Origin of the sequence: Luteibacter sp. RCC_6_2 (assembly GCF_041360655.1) — a bacterium.
In the GTDB taxonomy this organism is placed as follows: domain Bacteria; phylum Pseudomonadota; class Gammaproteobacteria; order Xanthomonadales; family Rhodanobacteraceae; genus Luteibacter.
The window spans coordinates 12179-30540 of the sequence record NZ_JBFUPQ010000018.1; the positions used below are offsets into that span (position 1 = coordinate 12179).

The 18362-nt window shown below is 66.6% G+C and carries 14 protein-coding genes; 11 read left to right on the forward strand and 3 right to left on the reverse strand.

The genetic code is table 11. The features are described from left to right. Window positions 1-94 precede the first annotated feature (94 nt). Complete coding sequence (locus AB6730_RS17020; protein ID WP_371024791.1) at window positions 95-1801, forward strand: phospholipase C; 1707 nt, start codon at window positions 95-97, stop codon at window positions 1799-1801. After that, the gene (locus tag AB6730_RS17025) at window positions 1794-3413 is read left to right on the forward strand and encodes a multicopper oxidase family protein (RefSeq protein WP_371024792.1); all 1620 of its coding nucleotides are present in this window, start codon (window positions 1794-1796) and stop codon (window positions 3411-3413) included. The genes AB6730_RS17020 and AB6730_RS17025 overlap by 8 nt, the downstream gene beginning before the upstream one ends. A gap of 22 nt (window positions 3414-3435) precedes the next feature. On the opposite strand, the gene AB6730_RS17030 is transcribed toward AB6730_RS17025, so the two are convergent. Continuing rightward, entirely contained in the window at window positions 3436-5256 is a 1821-nt protein-coding gene (locus AB6730_RS17030) for a M14 family metallopeptidase (RefSeq protein ID WP_371024793.1), read from the reverse strand. A 247-nt stretch (window positions 5257-5503) separates the two neighbouring features. On the opposite strand from AB6730_RS17030, the gene AB6730_RS17035 reads away from it, so the two are divergent. From AB6730_RS17035 to AB6730_RS17045, 3 genes are all read left to right on the forward strand, one after another. After that, window positions 5504-6169: a response regulator gene (locus AB6730_RS17035; RefSeq protein WP_371024794.1), complete on the forward strand. Its 666-nt coding sequence runs from the start codon at window positions 5504-5506 to the stop codon at window positions 6167-6169. Then, complete coding sequence (locus AB6730_RS17040; RefSeq protein ID WP_371024795.1) at window positions 6166-7554, forward strand: ATP-binding protein; 1389 nt, start codon at window positions 6166-6168, stop codon at window positions 7552-7554. The genes AB6730_RS17035 and AB6730_RS17040 overlap by 4 nt, the downstream gene beginning before the upstream one ends. Window positions 7555-7636: 82 nt before the next feature. Further along, window positions 7637-8158, forward strand: a complete 522-nt coding sequence (locus AB6730_RS17045) for a Dps family protein (protein WP_371024796.1) — start codon at window positions 7637-7639, stop codon at window positions 8156-8158. Window positions 8159-8306: 148 nt separating this feature from the next. Here AB6730_RS17045 and AB6730_RS17050 read toward each other — a convergent pair whose 3' ends face one another. Then, on the reverse strand, window positions 8307-10190 hold the full coding sequence (locus tag AB6730_RS17050; protein WP_371024797.1) for a M61 family metallopeptidase: 1884 nt from the start codon (window positions 10188-10190) through the stop codon (window positions 8307-8309). A 165-nt stretch (window positions 10191-10355) separates the two neighbouring features. On the opposite strand from AB6730_RS17050, the gene AB6730_RS17055 reads away from it, so the two are divergent. After that, the gene (locus AB6730_RS17055; protein ID WP_371024798.1) at window positions 10356-10799 is read left to right on the forward strand and encodes a DUF4442 domain-containing protein; all 444 of its coding nucleotides are present in this window, start codon (window positions 10356-10358) and stop codon (window positions 10797-10799) included. Here AB6730_RS17055 and trxA read toward each other — a convergent pair whose 3' ends face one another. Then, window positions 10800-11672 carry a thioredoxin gene (gene trxA, locus AB6730_RS17060; RefSeq protein ID WP_371024799.1) on the reverse strand — a complete coding sequence of 291 codons (873 nt, stop codon included), beginning with the start codon at window positions 11670-11672 and terminating at the stop codon, window positions 10800-10802. It lies immediately after the preceding gene. 171 nt (window positions 11673-11843) lie between these two features. On the opposite strand from trxA, the gene AB6730_RS17065 reads away from it, so the two are divergent. The 5 genes from AB6730_RS17065 to leuS all read left to right on the forward strand — a co-directional run bounded on the left by AB6730_RS17065 (window position 11844) and on the right by leuS (window position 18361). Next, window positions 11844-12455, forward strand: coding sequence for a paraquat-inducible protein A (locus AB6730_RS17065; protein ID WP_371024800.1), 612 nt, complete (start codon window positions 11844-11846; stop codon window positions 12453-12455). Next, complete coding sequence (locus AB6730_RS17070) at window positions 12452-13072, forward strand: paraquat-inducible protein A (RefSeq protein WP_371024801.1); 621 nt, start codon at window positions 12452-12454, stop codon at window positions 13070-13072. Before AB6730_RS17065 ends, AB6730_RS17070 begins: the two co-directional genes overlap by 4 nt. After that, window positions 13069-14748: an intermembrane transport protein PqiB gene (locus tag AB6730_RS17075; RefSeq protein WP_371024802.1), complete on the forward strand. Its 1680-nt coding sequence runs from the start codon at window positions 13069-13071 to the stop codon at window positions 14746-14748. The genes AB6730_RS17070 and AB6730_RS17075 overlap by 4 nt, the downstream gene beginning before the upstream one ends. After that, window positions 14745-15338: a membrane integrity-associated transporter subunit PqiC gene (locus AB6730_RS17080; RefSeq protein ID WP_371024803.1), complete on the forward strand. Its 594-nt coding sequence runs from the start codon at window positions 14745-14747 to the stop codon at window positions 15336-15338. Before AB6730_RS17075 ends, AB6730_RS17080 begins: the two co-directional genes overlap by 4 nt. Before the next feature lie 281 nt (window positions 15339-15619). After that, window positions 15620-18361 (forward strand): leucine--tRNA ligase, encoded by a 2742-nt coding sequence (leuS, locus tag AB6730_RS17085; protein WP_371024804.1) that lies wholly within the window; start codon window positions 15620-15622, stop codon window positions 18359-18361. Window position 18362 lies beyond the last annotated feature (1 nt).

Here is an 18362-nt window from a genome sequence, read left to right on the forward strand (position 1 = left end):
GGATTGTCATACCGGCTTCCTACGCTGCGGCGACCGCATGACAGGGGATGCGGCCCAAGGCAATCGGTCGATCCACCTCCGAGGAGCATCCGTCATGCGCAAGTTACTGGCCGCGGGCATCGCCTGCGTGCTCACCCTTTCGGCCGCGTCGATCGTCGCGGCGCAGCAGGCCGTCAGTACCCCCGCCGAGGCTGCGTCCAGCGCACTCGGCTTCGGTCATGGCGGTCACGGCGACAAGGACCCGCGTACCGCCACGCCGATCAAGCACCTGGTGGTGATCTTCCAGGAGAACGTCTCCTTCGATCACTACTTCGGTACCTATCCCTTCGCGGCCAATCCCAGCGGTGAACCGGCCTTCTACGCGCGGCCGTTCACGCCGCCGGTGAACGGTCTCAGCCACGCCTTGCTCACGGCCAATCCGACCGCGAGCAACCCCGGCAACGGCGACGCCGCGATCAATCCGTTCCGCCTCGCCCGCGCGCAGGCCGCCACCGCCGATCAGGACCACGGGTACACCTCGGAACAACGCGCCTTCGACGGCGGCAAGATGGATCTCTTTCCGCAGTACACCGGTCGCGGCGAAGCGCTGCCGGGCGGCGATGCCTCGCAGGAAGGCAAGGGCCAGGTGATGGGCTACTACGACGGCAACACCGTCACCGCGCTGTGGAACTATGCGCAGAACTTCGCCATGAGCGACAACAGCTACGGCACGGGTTTCGGCCCGTCTTCGCCGGGCGCGGTGAACCTCATCGCCGGCCAGACCGCCGGCGTCGTCGCCACCCTCAACGGCACCGGCGCCGAGACCGACGACGGCCATGGCGGCCTCACGATGATCGGCGACCCCGACCCGATCGGCGACATCTGCTCTTCACCCACGGCCAACCAGGCGACCATGGGCGGCCGCAACATCGGCGACCTGCTCAACGACCGTCATATCACGTGGGGTTGGTTCCAGGGCGGCTTCGACGTCACCCGCACCAACACCGACGGCAGCACCGGCTGCACGCGCCGGACGCTGTCGAAGATCACCAACGCCAGCTCCAACGACTACAGTCCGCATCACGCGCCGTTCCAGTACTACCCCTCGACGGCCAATCCCACGCACGCGCGTCCTTCCTCCGTCGCGGCCATCGGCAAGACCGACCAGGCCAACCACCAGTACGACATCGAGGACTTCTACGACGCCCTCGACGCGGACAACCTGCCTGCGGTGAGCTTCCTCAAGGCACCCGCCTACCAGGATGGTCACGCGGGTTATTCCGATCCGATCGACGAGCAGGCCTTCCTCGTGCACGTGATCAACGCGCTCCAGCAAAGCGGCGAGTGGCGTGACACGGCGGTCGTGATCGCATACGACGATTCGGATGGCTGGTACGACCATCAGGAACCGCCGCGCATGAACGCCTCCACGGGCAGCGCCGATGCGCTCGACGGGGCGGGCGTGTGCAACGGTCGCGGCACCTTGCCGGGACTCGACGGCAAGACGCCGGCACAGGGTCGTTGCGGCTTCGGTCCGCGCCTGCCGCTGGTCGTGATCTCGCCGTGGGCGCGCGAGAACATGGTCGACCATTCGGTGACCGACCAGAGTTCGATCACCCGTTTCATCGAGGACAACTGGCTCGCCAGCCAGCGCATCGGCGGTGGCTCGACGGATGCGCAGGCCGGCCGTCTCGACGGCATGTTCGACTTCTTCCTGCCGCGCCTGTTCGAACGCAAGCTGATCCTCGACGAGTCGACGGGCCAGCCGAAGCATCCGGGTGGCTGGCCGTACTGGCCGTTCGGGAACGGTGGGCATGGTTGATCGCCGTCGTTTCCTGACGACGGCGGGGTGGATGGCCGCGGCGGGTTGGATCCCGTCGCGGCTGTTCGCGCACGACATGCACGCGATGCAGGCGACGGCGGGGCAGGTAGGCAACAGCCTGTGCATGCACGCCATGGGCGATGCCACCCGCATGCCGGGCCTGGTCGATCCCACCCGGCTCGCACCCTTCGTCGACGTGTTGCCGATCCCTCCCGTGTTGCGTCCGGAGCCCGGCAAGCCGCTGCGGGTGCGCATGGCCGAGACCACGCAGGCGCTGCATCGCGACCTGCCGCCGACCACGCTGTGGACTTATGGAGGGCACTATCCCGGGCCCACCATCGAAGCGCACCGTGGCCAGGCGTTCGACGTGGTGTGGGAGAACGCGTTGCCGGCGCGTCACTTCCTCCCGGTGGATCACGCGATCTGCGGCGCGGAGGCGGACAAGCCCGACGTACGCGCCATCGTGCACCTCCACGGCGCGAAGGTGCCGCGCAAGGACGATGGCTATCCAGAGGACTGGTACGTGCCCGGGAAGTCCCGCCGTCACCATTACCCGAATGCGCAGGATGCGGCGACGCTCTGGTATCACGACCATGCGATGGGCATCAACCGGCTCAACATGTATGCCGGATTGATGGGCCTGTACCTGTTGCGCGACGAGCACGAGCTCTCGCTGGGATTGCCATCGGGTGAACAGGAATTGCCGCTGGTGCTCGCGGATCGCCTGTTGCGCACCGACGGCCGTCTCTACTACCCCGATTCCGGCGACGCGAAGGCCCCATGGGTACCGGAAGTATTCGGCAACCTCACCCTGGTCAACGGCGCCATCCTGCCCCGCGCGGAGGTGCAGCCGCGCCGTTATCGCCTGCGCGTGCTGAACGCGGCGAACGGGCGCTTCTATCACCTTCGCTTCCGCGATGGACGGCCGTTCCAGGTCATCGGCTCCGACCAGGGCTTGCTCGCCGCGCCGGCCACCGTGACATCGGTCTTCATGGCGCCCGGCGAACGGATGGACGTGGTCGTGGATTTCGCGACGCTGCGTGGTGGCTCGGTGGAACTGATGAACGATGCGCTGCCGCTGATGCGCTTCGCGGTGGGGCAAGGCCAGGTGCGTGACGACAGCCGCGTTCCCGATGTGCTGCGCGACCTGCCACGCGTGACCGAGGCGTCGGCATCGAAATCCCGCGAACTCACGCTGGACGAATACAGCGATTGCGTGGCCACGCCGATGCTGATGTTGCTCAACGGCAAGCGATGGCACGACCCGGTGACGGAATCGGTGAAGCTTGGCGCGACGGAGTCGTGGAACCTGGTGAACCTCACCGAGGACACGCACCCGATCCACCTGCACCTGGTGCGCTTCCAGATCCTCGACCGCCGGCCCTTCGACGTGGACGAGTACGTGGCAAAGAAGACCATCCGCTACGTGGGACCAGCACAGGAGCCTCCGGTGCACGAGCGCGGCTGGAAGGACGTGGTGCAGGTGTATCCGGGCATGGTCACGCGCATCGTCGCGACCTTCGACGGATACGCAGGCCGTTATGCATGGCATTGCCATCTCGCCGAGCACGAGGCCAACGAAATGATGCGTCCCTTCGAGGTGGTGGGCTGACCCGGCCGTCCGTTTGCCGGGGTCAGGTTCCGGTTTTCGCCGGAGGCGCGGCATCCAGCGCCTTCAACGCCGCGTCGTCGAGGCGAAGCACGGGATACGCCCCGACCTTCTGCGCCGTGTACCACGGGCTGCGTTCGAAGAAGAAGGCGAGACGCGCGCGCGGGCTCGCGGCGAAGGCGGGATCGTTCTTGAGCCTCGTTTCGAATGCTGTCTTCAGCGCCGGGTCTTCCGCGATCATCTTTCGCGCCAGCGCTTCCACGACACGCGGTTCGCCGTATTCCTTCGGTTCGAAAATCGCGTTGAGATAGCCCCAGCGCAGCACGGAGTCTGGCGCGCGGGCGTCGAGCAGGTTGAGCGCGAGGACCGCATCGGCGTTGTCGGAGCGGACGATGACGGTGCCTGCGGGCAACTCGACGGGTTCCCTCTCTGTTGAGATGCCGACGTCCCTGAGCATGTGATGGCCTTCGAAAGGCTTGTCCGCCCACTTCGGTTGCGAGAGCTGGTCCGCCTCGGCGTCCACGCGGACGGCGGTCGTGGTGCGGGTATACGGAATGCCATGGACGTCCAGGCGTTCGATCACGTCGGTCCACTGGGCGGGTATCGCCCACGCGGCGGGCAGCGGCGCGACCACGTCGGGTAACAGGCCGTTCCAGCTCTGGATGGCGTAATCCTTCTTCACCGTCGGGTCGTAGCGCACCCAGAGGTCACCGGAGATCTCGCTCCGGGTCTGCGTGAATGCATAGCCTTTCAACGTGAATGGCTTCGGTGTCGGATCTTCCTTGAAGGTCACCGGCAGCGTCGCGCCCGGTTTCGCCGAGAGCGAGGCGGCCCAGGCGTCGGCATCCCTCGATGCCTTCAGCAGGGCGGCCGGGTCCTTGTTCACGTGATCGAGCACGCTGCGCACGACATCGTAAGTCGCGCGGACACGCACCTCATAGGACTTCAACATGTGCGTCTCGATCAACAGCCCGGCGCGATTGCGGATTGCGGCATAGCCGGTGGAGAAGCGCGGGCCGGAGCCGAAATTCTCGATGCCCTTGGTGATGTCGCGCCCGTCGCGGAATTCGAGATAGGGCGCAGCGAGGTGACCGAGTCGTTCATAGGCGGGGATCGCGCCTTCCTCGTAGGCGGTTTTCTGCCAGGCGGCGATCGATGGCGGGAGCTTGTGCGGGTCCTCGGCATACCAGGTGAGGTCGTACTGGTAGTCGGCGCCATCGGTGGTGTGGATGTCGATCAGCAGGTCGGGCCGCCAGGTGTTCCACAAGGTGAGCCAGGCCCGCGTTTCCGGGGCGTCGGCCTTGACGTAGTCGCGATTGAGGTTGAGGTATTGCGACTGGCCGCGGAAACCCATCTCGGCGGGGCCGTTCTGGTTGATGCGGAAGTACGGCCCGGAATTCTCGTGGCCGTCCACGCTGTAGACGGGGATGTAGACCAGCACCGCATGGTCGAGCAGGTGGGGCAGACGGTTCATCGTGGCGAAGTCGCGCAGCAACATCAGGCCGGCGTCCTTGCCCTCGATCTCACCGGGATGGATGCCCGCCTGGAGCAGTACGATCGGTTTGCCCGCCGCGCGGGCCCGCTCCGGCGTGAGGTCGCCGTCCTTCGCCGCGATCACCACCGTCATCGGCCGGCCCTCGGGCGTCGTGCCGAAGGTCTCCAGCCGGATCGTGTCCGGGGCGGCCCGGGCGAGCCGCCGCAGGAAGGCCTGGGTCTCCGCGTAGGACGGCGTGGTGCGGAATGAGGAGGCCTCGGCGGGCGTGGTCCAGGTGTCTTTCGCGTGGATCGTCATCGGGGTCACCGCGATCAGGGCGAGGATGAGGAGGCGTGCAGGCATCGCGAGCATGGAACCGTCCGGCGGGGGAATTCCGCATTGTGTGATTTTTTCGCATCGTCACGGAAGATCGAGGCGGGTGGACCATGGAGAGGTGGGAGCCGACTTGTCGGCGATCCCGCGGCAGCGGGCCAGGGTGAGGCAAGCACCCATCGCCGACAAGTCGGCTCCCACAAAAACGGCTCCCACCATGATGGCTAAGGACCCGCTAAGCTCGCCGCAAGGATAATCGGCACCTATCGGATACCGGGGCTGCGCCTTGCACATCATCCTTGTCGAAGACGACGTCCAGCTTGGCGAAGCCATCCGCCGGGCCCTGGAGCGGCTGGCCTATTCGGTCAGCTGGTTCCGCGAGGGCAACGAGGCGCTGCGGGCCTTGCGCGACCACGATGCCGACCTGGTCCTGCTCGACCTGGGCCTGCCCGGCAAGGACGGCATGGACGTGTTGACCGAGGCGCGCCGCCTGCGGGTGAAGACGCCGGTCATCGTGATGTCCGCGCGGGACGCCCTGGATTCGCGCATCCGCGTGCTCGACGCGGGAGCCGACGATTACCTGATCAAGCCGTTCCACCTGGACGAGTTGGCCGCGCGCATCCGCTCGCTGGCGCGCCGCGTGCGTGGCGAGGCCGTGAACCGGCTCGAGGCCGGGGCGCTGAGCCTCGACCTGGGCACCTTCGACGTCACCTGGCATGGCGAACGCGTGGACCTCACCCGGCGCGAGTTCGCCCTGCTGCAAGCCTTGATGGAACGGGCAGGGCGGATCGTCCGCCGCGAGTCGCTGGAGAACTCGCTCTACGGCCCGGACAACGTGATGAGCACCAGCGCGCTCGAGGTGCTGGTGCACTCGTTGCGGCGCAAGCTGAGTCATGGCGCGATCCAGACGGTGCGCGGTTTCGGCTACATGGTGCCGCGGGAGCCGCAATGACCCTGCCGAGCCTGCGCTCGCGCCTGCTGGTGCTGATCGTCCTGGTGCTGGCGGCGGTGTTGTTGCCGCTGGGCATTCTCAGCGCGAAACACACGCTCGAGGAAGTGGACGAGCTGTCCGACGGCAGGCTCGCCCAGGCCGCGCGCACGCTGGAAGTCCTGGTCGGCCGCATCGGCATCGAGCAGCTGCGCGAACAACGTTCGGCCCGCCTGCTCGTTCCGAGCGTGTCCAACCACCCGCAGGAACTGACCGTACAGGGACGCACCTTCGAATCGGAGGTGGGATTCCAGGTGTTCGACCGGGACGGCACGTTGCTGCTCGCCACGGAAAACCTGGCGGCCGTACCGAACACGCGCGCCGCCGACGGCGCCTTCGAGGACATCCACAAAGGCAAATACAAATGGCGCATGTTCACCCTGATCATGGAGCAGGAAGGGGTGACCATCCGGGCCGGTGAGCGCTATGACAGCCGGCACGAGATAACCCGTGCGCTATGGCTCGAACACGGCCTGCCGACCTTCCTCGGCCTGCCCGTGCTGGCGCTCCTGGTCGGTTGGGCGATCCGACGTGGCCTGCGTCCGCTCGAGTCGCTGGCCGGGGCGCTGGCCCGGCGCGAGCCGGGCAGCCGCGAACCGATCCACCTGCCGGACGCGCCCCTCGAACTGAGGCCCGTGCTGCTGGCGTTGAACGACCAGATCGAACGGCTGGAAGGTGCGCTGGAGCGCGAACGGCAGTTCAGCGCGGACGTGGCCCATGAGCTGCGCACGCCCCTGGCCTCGACCATGATCAACCTCGAGGATGCGATGGCCTCGGCGCAGCCGGACGAGGCACAGGCCGCGCTGGAAGCGGCTCGCGAATGCCTGGTCTCCCTGGCACGGCGTACCGAGCAGTTGCTGGCGCTGGCCCGGCTCGAAGCCGGTGCGGCGTCTGGGCCGCGAAGCCGCGTGGATCTCAGGGAGCTCGCGCTGGAAGTGGTCGAGGAAATGTCACCGGTGATCGGCACCGGTGGCGCGGAATTGAGCATCGAGTTGCCCGATCATCTCTTCGTGAACGGGTACGGCGTCGCCCTCGGCGCGCTGATCCGTAACCTGCTGGAAAACGCCTTCCGCCACGTGCCACACGGCGGGCACGTCGAATTGTCGATTCGGCATGTCGAACGAGGTGCCCTCATCGAGGTGACCGACGATGGCCCCGGCATTCCGGCGGAACGCCGCACCGCCATGTTCACCCGGTTCCAGCGCGGCGTGGACACGCAGGGAGAGGGTTATGGCCTGGGATTGTCGATCGTGAAGCGGGCCGTCGAGTTGCACGGGGCCGTCATCGAGCTCCTGGACCGCGAGGGCGGGCCCGGGCTGAGGGTGGTGGTGACCCTGCCCCTGGCCTGAATCGCGAGCGCGTTTCATTCAAGCGCGACGGACGCGATCGGAGCATCCTTGGAAGGTCCCCAACCACGCGGAGTCAGCCACGATGAAGAACCCCGAAGCGACCAAGAAGCTGCGCAAGGCCGCCTTGAACACGCGCACCGGTCTGGGTGCCGACGCGACGCGCGACATCTCCGGCGCGTTGAATGCGTTGCTCGCCGACACGTTCGCGCTGTACCTGAAGACGAAGAATTTCCATTGGCACATGTCCGGCCCGCGTTTCCGCGACCTCCACCTGTTGCTCGACGAGCAGGCGTCGCAGATCTTCGCCACCACCGACGACATCGCCGAGCGCGTGCGCAAGATCGGCGGCACCACCATCCGTTCGATCGGACACATCGCGCGTCTGCAGCGCATTTCCGACAACGACGCCGACTTCGTCACGCCGCAGGACATGCTCGCGGAACTGCGTGAGGACAACCTCACCCTGGCCGCCTCGCTGCGGGAGACGCATGGCGTGTGCGACGAGTATTCCGATGTCGCGACGGCGAGCCTGATCGAGAACTGGATCGACGAGACCGAGCGTCGCGTGTGGTTCCTGTTCGAGACCGCACGCGAAGCGGACTGACTAAGGAAGCGCCGTTGTGGGAGCCACCCTCAAGGAAGGCCACCTTGAGGGTGCCGATTTTGTGGGAGCCGACTTTGTCGGCGATCCCGCGGTAGCGGGCCAGGTTGCGGTAAGCACCCATCGCCGCTGAAGCGGCTCCCACAATGTTTTACTTCTTCGGCGTGGCGATCGCCCCGATGAGGTCCTTGCCTTCACCGCGCACCAGGTGCGGATATTTCAATCCGCCGTGATAGTCGACGCCGACGGTGCGGTAATCGTCGATATCCTTGATCAGGAACTGGATCGGAGCGGTGCCGGACTTGGCCTCGGCCACCGCATCCTTCAACACCTGGGCCGAATAATCCTTGCCGTTCACCGCGACCAGCGTGACGCCGGGAACGATGCCCGCCTTCGCGGCGACGCCATCCCACTGCGAATCCGTCACCACACCCTTGTCCGACACCTGGATACCCAGTGAGTACGCGAGGTTGACCGTCTTGCGGAGTTTCTCCCCCGTCTTCGCAAATGCGGTGGGCTTGTCGTCGTACACCAGCTTCCAGCCGCCGCCCTCGATGCCGTGCTCGGGGAGGGTGTCACCCGTGTAGTCCAGACGCTGGCGCAGGAAGCTCGCCCAGTCGTAGGGCTGGATGCCGTTGAGGGTGGCGACCACGTCGTCGAAGGTATAGGTCTTGGGAACGTAGCTGCCGTTGTCCATGCCGTAGAACGCGCGGGCGAACTCGTCCAGCGTGTGTTTTCCGCCGGAAAGGTCGCGGATCTTCGTATCGACGTCGAGCCAGAGCATCTGGCCTTCCGGGTAATAGTCGGAACCGCGGCGCAGGTTGCCCCAGCCCTGGCTGCCGCCGCGCGACGACAGCGGAATACCGTCCGCGGTGTCCTGCAACGAGCGCCACGAGCGACCCGTGCGCGCCGACATGTCGGCGGCGATCGCGGCCAGCGAATCGCGCCACTGGTCGGTGGTCCAGATGCCCGAGCGCGCGGTGAGCACGCCAGCCCAGTAATCAGTGAGCCCTTCGTAAACCCAGAGCAGGTCGTCCTGCATCGGTTCGGTGAAGGTCGGTGTCCACAGGTCGGCGGGGCGGCGGAACTTGCCGTTCCACGAATGGATGTACTCGTGCGGCAGGAGGGTCCCCGCCGCCACGTTCACGTCGGGATCGGTGAGAAAGTTAGCGAAGAGACGGTCGTCACTGGACTGGTGATGCTCCAGGCCGAAGTGATTCGTGTGATCCGAGGTCACCAGCAGGAAATCGTAGTGCGCGTAATGGTGCGCGCCGAAGAGCTTGTTCGCCTGCACCACGAGCGCACGCTGCTTCGCGATCTGTTCCTCGGTGGCCTTGACGCCGGCGGCCGTATCGCCGGTGATATTGAGGTGCACCTTCGTGTCCTGCCCCGGTGCGAGGTCGATGCGGGTGAAGTACTTGCCCGTCATCAGCGGCGAATCCACGAGGTTCTCGAAACTCACCGGCTTGAATGTCACCTCGTCGCCCGATTGCGAGGCCGTTTCCAGGGCGGAGGCGAACTTCCATCCCGAAGGCAGCTTCACGCTCGGCTCGATCGTGATCCGGCTGGTGTAGTGACCGGCCGGATAGAAGGCCACTTCATTGAACGAGAGCGGTATGTAGTTCGGCGTGGCGGGGGCGAGGTATTCGAAGGCGAGTTCGAGCTTGTCCACGCCGTCGGGTACGTCCACGTGGAAGGCGTACATTTCCTTCAGGTCGCGGCGCCAGGGGATGCGTTTGCCGTTCGCCGTGATGACGAAGCCCGCCACGTTGGAGAGCGGACCGGAGGGCCCATGCACGCCGGGAATCCACTTGGGGTAGTAGAGGATCGCGTGGCCCGCGCTGACCGGAATGGTCTCGCGTACGTGATAGAGGTGCCTCGACGCATCGGAGAGATCGACATGCAGCGTCAGGTTGCCGGGGTAGGGCTGGTCGGCGGCCACGGGGAGGTCCGCGGCGATGGCCTGGGACACGGAAAAGGCCATCGCGGAAGCGACGGCGGCGGCGAGGGTGGCGCGGCGGAGCGATTGGCGCATGGCTCGGATCCCCTGGCGAGTGTCAGCCTTCGATGGTCGGCGGCGCGCCGACAGGTGGCCTGTGCCATAGGTCATGCATGGGATGGCGTGTTTGAAACGGGGGACTTCGCGCGCCGGAGGCGCGCCGGTAGCATGGATTCGCCTGGAATCCCTCTGCGAAACCCCATGAAAGCATCCACCCTGCGCCGCATCCTCAACGCCTGGCCACCGTTCCTGTTCACCGGAATCCGCGTGGTGCGGATGGACGATTACCGTTACGCGAAGGTGCGCCTGAAGCTCGCCTGGTACAACCGCAACTACGTGCGCACGCAGTTCGGCGGCAACCTGTTTTCCATGACCGATCCGTTCTGGATGATCATGGTGCTCAAGAGCCTCGGCAACGAATACATCGTGTGGGACCAGGCGGGCGAAATCCGTTTCGTCGCGCCCGGTCGCGAGGATGTCTACGCGGAGTTCCGCGTCGAGGAATCCCTGCTCGACGAACTGCGAGCCGCCACCGCGAACGGTGAGAAATGCCTGCGCTGGTTCGATACCGATATCCGCACCGCGTCGGGCGAGCTCGTGGCCACGGTGCGCAAGCAACTCTACGTGCGGCGCAAGCGCCGCTGATCAGAACAGCAGCGACGCCATCTTGCGGCGATACGTACCCACCAGTTCCGCGTCGTCGATCGTCGCGAAGGCCGCGAGCAGGCGCTTCTTCGCCTGTCCGTCGTTCCAGTCGCGCTGGCGCTTGAGCACATCGATGAACTGGTCGAGACCCGCCGCCACATCGCCTTCGATCAGCAGGCGCACGCCGAGCAGGTCGCGAGCCTCCCAATCGGAATCATTGGCCTGAACGCGGGCCTGGAGCTCGGCCAGCGACGGGGCACCCGCCAGCGCACGGGCCAGTTCCAGCTGGCTGCGCAGGCGTACCGCGCGGGCGTCGGTCGCGAGGTTGGCGGGCAGGGCGTCGAGTTCGGCCTGGGCGGGTTCGACCTGTCCGGCGCGCATCAGGGCCAGGGCGAGGTCGAGCTTCAGTTCGGTGCGGTCCGGTTCGGCGGCGATGGCCTGCTGGAGGCGGTTGATGGCCTCCTCGGGGGTTTCAGCCGGCGACGGCGTGGCGTCCTCGTCGTTGGCCGCATCGGCAGGCTGCACGCCGTGACGGGTGAGGAACTCGCGGATCTGGCCCTCCGGCAGGGCGCCGGCGAAGCCGTCGACCACCTGGCCGCCGCTGATCAGGACCACGGTGGGGATGCTGCGGACGCCGAACATGGCGGCCAGTTGCTGCTCGGCGTCGACGTCGATCTTGGCCAGGCGGAAGCCGCCGTTGTACTCGGCGGCCAGCTTCTCCAGGATCGGGCCGAGCGACTTGCAGGGGCCGCACCATTCGGCCCAGAGGTCGACCAGGACGGGGGTTTCGAGCGACGCGTTGATGACGTCGTTCTCGAAACCGGCCGTGGTCGCGTCGAAGACATGTTCACTGCGGGTCTGGGCGCTGCTCACGGAAGGCTCCTGGGACAAGGTGTCGATGCCCCGGTAAGTCGGGGAAGGGCGGGAGCATATCAAGCCCCCGGGGCCTTTTAGGACTACTCCTATCCGCCGCGTCATGCGCCGTTTACGCGGATTTGCGATCATATGGCACGGGCCGGTGCGGCCTCGAAGCGCCGGGAAGGCATGCATAACGCCCAGGAACTGATCGTCTGCGAACACTGCGACTCCGTCTACCGGAGGCGCCCGCTCGCCCGTGGCGAAGTCGCCGACTGCACGGTTTGCGGCGCCGTGCTCGAGCGGCACCAGTGGCTCGGCGTGGAAGCGCAGTTCGCCCTGATCGTCGCCGCCTTCATCGTCTTCGTCATCGCCAACGTCTCGCCCATCGTCACCCTCGGCCTGTCCGGGATGACCGCGGCCACCACCCTGTGGGGCGCGGTGATCGCCATGTGGAACGACGGCGCCCAGGTGGTGGCCTTCCTCAGCGCGATGACCCTGTTCTTCTTCCCGCTCAGCCAGATCCTGATCTTCGGCTGGGTGCTCTGGTTCGCCCGCGACGGGCGCCGGGCGCCGGGCTTCGCCCAGGCCATGTCGACCCTGGTCAGGGTGAAGCCGTGGAGCATGATCGAGGTGTTCATGCTCGGCACGCTCGTCGCGGTGGTCAAGGCGCACACTTATTTCGACGTGGTTCCGGGACCGGGCATCTGGGCCTTCGGGTTCCTCACCTTGCTGGTCACCCTGTTCTCCAGCCACGACCCGCGCCAGCTCTGGGACATCACGCGGGAGGCGAGGGCATGAACGCGCCGCCGCGGGCCAGCGAACTGGGCATGATGTCCTGCCATGTATGCCGCTTGGTCACGGCATACACGGAAGACCCGCATGCGCACTGCCCACGCTGCGGCAATGCGCTGCACGTGCGCAAGCGCGGCAGCATCGCACGCGCATGGGCCTTGCTCGCGGCGGCGGCGATCTTCTACATCCCGGCGAACGTGTTCCCGATCATGCGCACGCAGAGCCTATCGTCGAAGGACGACAACACGATCCTCAGCGGGATCGCGGAGCTCTGGCGCGCGGGCTCCCCCGGTCTCGCGGTCATCGTCTTCACGGCGAGCATCATCGTGCCCGTGCTGAAGTTCGTCATCATGGGTTACCTGCTGGTGTCCGTGCAGCGTTCCAGCGGGTTCGTGGCGAAGCAGCGGGCACGGTTGTACCGCTTCGTGGAACTGGTCGGTTATTGGTCGATGCTCGACGTGTTCGTCGTGGCGATCCTCTCGGCCCTGGTCCACTTCAAGATCCTCAGCCGCGTCGAGCCCTTGCCCGGCGTGGTCTATTTCGGCGTGGTCGTCGTACTGACGATGCTATCGGCCATGAGCTTCGATCCCCGCCTGATCTGGGACAACAGGAAATCGCAATGAGCGACACCAACGTAGGAAACACGCCTCCGCCGGAGGACCTCCCGCAACCGGTCGTACGCCGGTCGAAGATGGGCTTCTCGCTGATCTGGCTGGTGCCGATCGTGGCCGCGCTGGTGGGCATCTCGCTGCTGGTCAACCACTACATGTCGGCCGGGCCGCGGATCACCGTGACTTTCCTCACCGCCGAGGGCATCGAGGCGGGCAAGACCCAGGTCAAGTTCAAGAACGTGGTGATCGGCAAGGTCACGACGATGCGCCTCTCGCGCGACCGCACGCACATCACGGTGATGATCGACCTGGAGAAGGACGCCAGCGCCTTCGCCACCAAGGGCACCCGCTACTGGGTGGTGCGCCCGCGCATCGGTGCCAGCGGCGTATCCGGTATCGACACCTTGCTCTCGGGCGCCTTCATCGGCGCGGACGCCGGCGATTCGGACGAGGAGCAAAGCGACTTCACGGGCCTGGAAACACCACCGGCGGTGACCCACGGCGCGCCCGGCCGGCGTTTCGTGCTGCATTCCACGGACCTGGGCTCGCTGGATATCGGCTCGCCGGTGTACTACCGGCGCATCCAGGTCGGCCGGATCGTCTCGTACGAGTTGGACAAGGACGGCAAGGGCGTCTCGTTGCAGCTTTTCATCGACGGGCCCAACGATCGCTTCGTAGGGAAGGAAACGCGCTTCTGGAACGCCAGCGGCGTCGACGTGTCGCTCGGTGCCGACGGCCTGAAGATGAACACGCAGTCGCTGGCCACGGTGATCGCCGGAGGCGTCGCCTTCCAGGACCCGCCGGGGCCGCACGACGAAGCGCCCGCACCGGAAATGGCGGAATACACCCTCTTCAACGACCAGGCCACGGCGCTGGCGCCACCGGATGGCAAGCCGCGCTACATCCGCATGCGCTTCGAGCACTCGCTGCGCGGGTTGACCGTCGACGCGCCCGTCGAACTGCTCGGCGTGAAGGTCGGCCGCGTGGTCTCGGTGAACCTCGACTACGATCCCAAGACGCAGACCTTCCCGGTCATCGTGGGCGCGCTGGTCTATCCGCAGCGCCTGGGCCAAGCCAACGAGAAGCTGGCCAAGGCGGTCGGTGGTGACGAAGACAGCCTGTTCCCACGGATCATGGGTGGCCTGGTCGCGCACGGACTGCGTGCACAGGCGCGCACCGGCAACCTGCTCACCGGCCAGCTCTATATCGCGCTGGATTTCGATCCGAAGGCGCCCAAGGTCGCTTTCGACGAAAAGGCCAAGCCGGTGGAGGTGCCGACGACGCCGGGTGATTTCGACCACCTGCAGGAACAGCTTTCCAGCATCGTCGACAAGGTCGAGAAGATTCCGTTCGACTCGATCGGCAAGAACCTCGATGGCAGCCTCAAGGAACTCCAGGGCACCTTGAAGCAGGTCAACGGCGACCTCCTGCCCGAAGCGAAGAAGACCTTGCAGGGCGTGAACAGGACGGTGGGCACCGCCAACGACGCCCTGTCCGAGAATTCGCCGTTGCAGCAGAACATCGCCAACACGCTGGAGGAACTGCAGCGCACCGTGCGTTCGGTCCGCGCCTTCACCGATTACCTGGGGCGGCATCCGGAAGCGCTGCTGCGCGGTCGCGGCGCCGACGCGCCGCCGAAGATCAGTACCCCGCCGTCCACGAAGCAGGGCAAGGAAGTACAGCCATGACGCACACCCTCCGCCTCGCCGGTGCCGCCATCCTGATCGGCTCGCTGGCCGCCTGCACCTCTGCGCCGACGCATTTCCACACGCTGGTTCCGCCGTCGGCGCCGATGGCGGCGGCCTCCGCGGCCTTCGTCATCGACGTGCAGCCGGTGGCCGTGCCGCCCCAGGTCGACCAGCCGGCACTGGTGCTGCGCCAGGGCGCCAGTGGCATCGCCGTGCTCGATGGCGAACGCTGGGCCTCGCCGCTGGGCGACGAGATCCGCGGCGCGCTATCGGCCGACCTGGCGGCGCGGCTAGGGACGCACGACGTCCACGGCTTGCCACGGGCGAAGGACAGCAAGGTGGTGAGCGTGCGGCTCGATGTCCGCCGGTTCGATTCGGAGGTGGGTGGCAACGCCACGCTCGAAGCCTCCTGGTCGGTGCGTGGCGCCGAGGGTGCCGCCGCGAACTGCGCGTCGCGCGTGACCGAGCCGGCAGGGTCGACGTACGACAGCCTCGTGGAGGCCCACCAGCGTGCCCTCGGCAAGGTGGCCGACCAGGTCGCCGTGGCCGTGCGCGCCGTGGCCGCCGGGCAGACCGCCCCTTGCCAGTAGCTTCGCGGGGCCCTGGTGCGTATGTGTGGGAGCCGCTTCAGCGGCGATCCCGCGGCAGCGGGCCAGTCCTGGGCAAGCACCCATCGCCGCTGAAGCGGCTCCCACAAGGGCGGCCTCCCCAAGTGCTCTCACAAGTGCTTCGCCGGGGTGCCGGAGCGGCTCTGCCCCGGCCCGGGGTGGCCTCAACACTTGGCCCGAAGGGCCCCGTGGGATAGTCTCCCGCGATTGACCGCCGCGTTTTCCCCTGCGGCCAACCGAGCATTCCATTGGTACCGAACTCCATGCAGGACACCCACGATCAGGGCACGCGCGAGCAGGGCGGTTACGCCCCGGACGTCGTCGAGACGGCCGCCCAGCGCTTCTGGAACGAAACCCGCGCCTTCGAGGTCACGGAAGACACGTCCAGGCCGAAGTATTACTGCCTCTCGATGCTGCCGTACCCCTCGGGTGCCCTGCACATGGGCCACGTGCGCAACTACACCATCGGCGACGTGATCAGCCGCTTCCAGCGCCAGCAAGGCAAGAACGTGCTCCAGCCGATGGGCTGGGACGCCTTCGGCCTGCCCGCCGAGAACGCCGCGATCAAGAACAACACGGCGCCGGCGAAGTGGACCTACAAGAACATCGAGCACATGCGCGAGCAGTTGAAGCGCATGGGCTTCGCGTACGACTGGACCCGTGAGGTCACCACCTGCAAGCCGGAGTACTACCGCTGGGAACAGCAGATGTTCACCCGGCTGATGAAGAAGGGGCTGGTGTACCGCAAGAACAGCGTCGTGAACTGGGACCCGGTCGACCAGACCGTGCTGGCCAACGAACAGGTGATCGACGGCCGGGGCTGGCGCTCCGGCGCGGTGGTCGAGAAGCGCGAGATCCCGCAGTGGTTCCTGAAGATCACCGCCTACGCGCAGGAATTGCTCGATGGCCTCGACGCGTTGCCGGGCTGGCCCGAAGCGGTCAAGACCATGCAGCGCAACTGGCTGGGCCGTTCCGAAGGCCTGGAGATCACCTTCGACGTGGACGGCCAGGACGAGCCGCTCACCGTGTTCACCACGCGGCCGGACACGCTCATGGGCGTGTCCTACGTGGCCGTGGCCGCCGAGCACCCGATCGCCACGCGCGCGGCCGAGGGTAACCCGGGCCTCTCGGAGTTCATCGAGAGCTGCAAGGCCGGCGGCGTGTCCGAGGCCGAACTGGAAACGCAGGAGAAGCGCGGTTACTACACCGGCATCGATGCCACGCATCCGCTCACCGGCGAAAAGGTGCCCGTATGGGTCGCCAACTTCGTGCTCATGGGTTACGGCACCGGTGCCGTCATGGCCGTGCCCGGCCATGACCAGCGCGATTGGGAGTTCGCCCAGAAATATTCCCTGCCGATCAAGATGGTCGTGGTCGACCGTGGCGTCGTCGACGCCGTGGCGGAACTGAAGCGCGATCTCGCCGCCGAAGGCACCGACACGGTACAGAACGCGCTGGAGGGCGGTTCGTCCGACGCCTACCAGTCGTCGGCGGCGGTCGAGACGATCAAGACCTTCGAGAACGGCATCCAGACCGCCGGCGCGTACACCGACTACGGCACCCTGATCAACTCGGGCGAGTTCGACGGACTGGAATTCAAGGCGGCGTTCGACGCCATCGCCGCGAAGCTCGAGGCCGCCGGGCGCGGCGAACGCCGGGTCAACTGGCGCATCCGCGATTGGGGCGTCAGCCGCCAGCGCTACTGGGGCTGTCCGATCCCGGTGATCCATTGCCCGGCGTGCGGCGCCGTGCCGGTGCCCGAAGACCAGTTGCCGGTGGTGCTGCCGGAAGACGTGGCCTTCTCCGGCGTGCAGTCGCCGATCAAGGCCGATCCGGCGTGGCGCAAGACCACCTGCCCGGACTGTGGTGGCGCCGCGGAGCGTGAAACCGACACCTTCGATACCTTCATGGAATCGAGCTGGTACTACGCGCGCTACACGAGCCCCGGTGCGAACGGGCAGGTGGACGAACGCGCCAACTACTGGACCCCGGTCGACCAGTACATCGGCGGCATCGAGCACGCGATCCTGCACCTGCTGTATTTCCGCTTCTACCACAAGCTCATGCGCGACGAGGGGCTGGTGGATAGCGACGAGCCGGCGACGAACCTGCTCTGCCAGGGCATGGTGATCGCCGAGACGTATTTCCGTAAGGAAGCCGACGGGTCCAGCACCTGGTTCAACCCGGCCGACGTCGACGTGCAGCGCGACGAACGCGCACGCATCGTCGGCGCGGTGCTGCGCGCGGACGGCAAGCCGGTGGAAATCGGTGGTGTCGAGAAGATGTCCAAGTCGAAGAACAACGGCGTGGACCCGCAGTCGATGGTCGAGAAGTACGGCGCGGACACCGTGCGCCTGTTCTCGATGTTCGCCGCGCCGGCGGACCAGTCGCTGGAGTGGAACGAAGCCGGCGTCGAAGGCATGGCGCGGTTCCTGCGCCGCCTCTGGCGCGATATCCATACGCACGCCACGTCCGTCGCTTCGGGCGAGGGCGGAGCGGGCGCGGCCGCGCGCAAGACGCTGCGCCGCCAGTTGCACGAGACGATCCAGAAGGTGAGCGACGACATCGGCCGTCGCCAGTCCTTCAACACCGCCATCGCCGCGCTGATGGAGTTGCTGAACGCGCTGGGCAAGTTCGACGACGCCAGCACCCAGGGCAAGGCGCTGCGCCAGGAGGCCTTCACGGCCATCGTCCAGCTGATCAACCCGTTCACCCCCCATGTCTCGCACGCGCTGTGGCAGGTGCTCGGCCATGGCGAGACCCTGGTCGAGGACGCAGGCTGGCCGCAAGTGGACCCGGCGGCGCTGGTCCGCGACTCGCTCACCTACGCGGTGCAGGTGAACGGCAAACTTCGCGCTACCATCGACGTGCCGGCATCGGCCTCGAAGGACGAGGCGGAAGCCATGGCGCGGGCCGAACCCAACGTGGCCCGCATGCTCGAAGGCCAGACCGTGCGCAAGGTGATCGTCGTGCCCGGCAAGATCGTCAACATCGTCGCAGGATAAC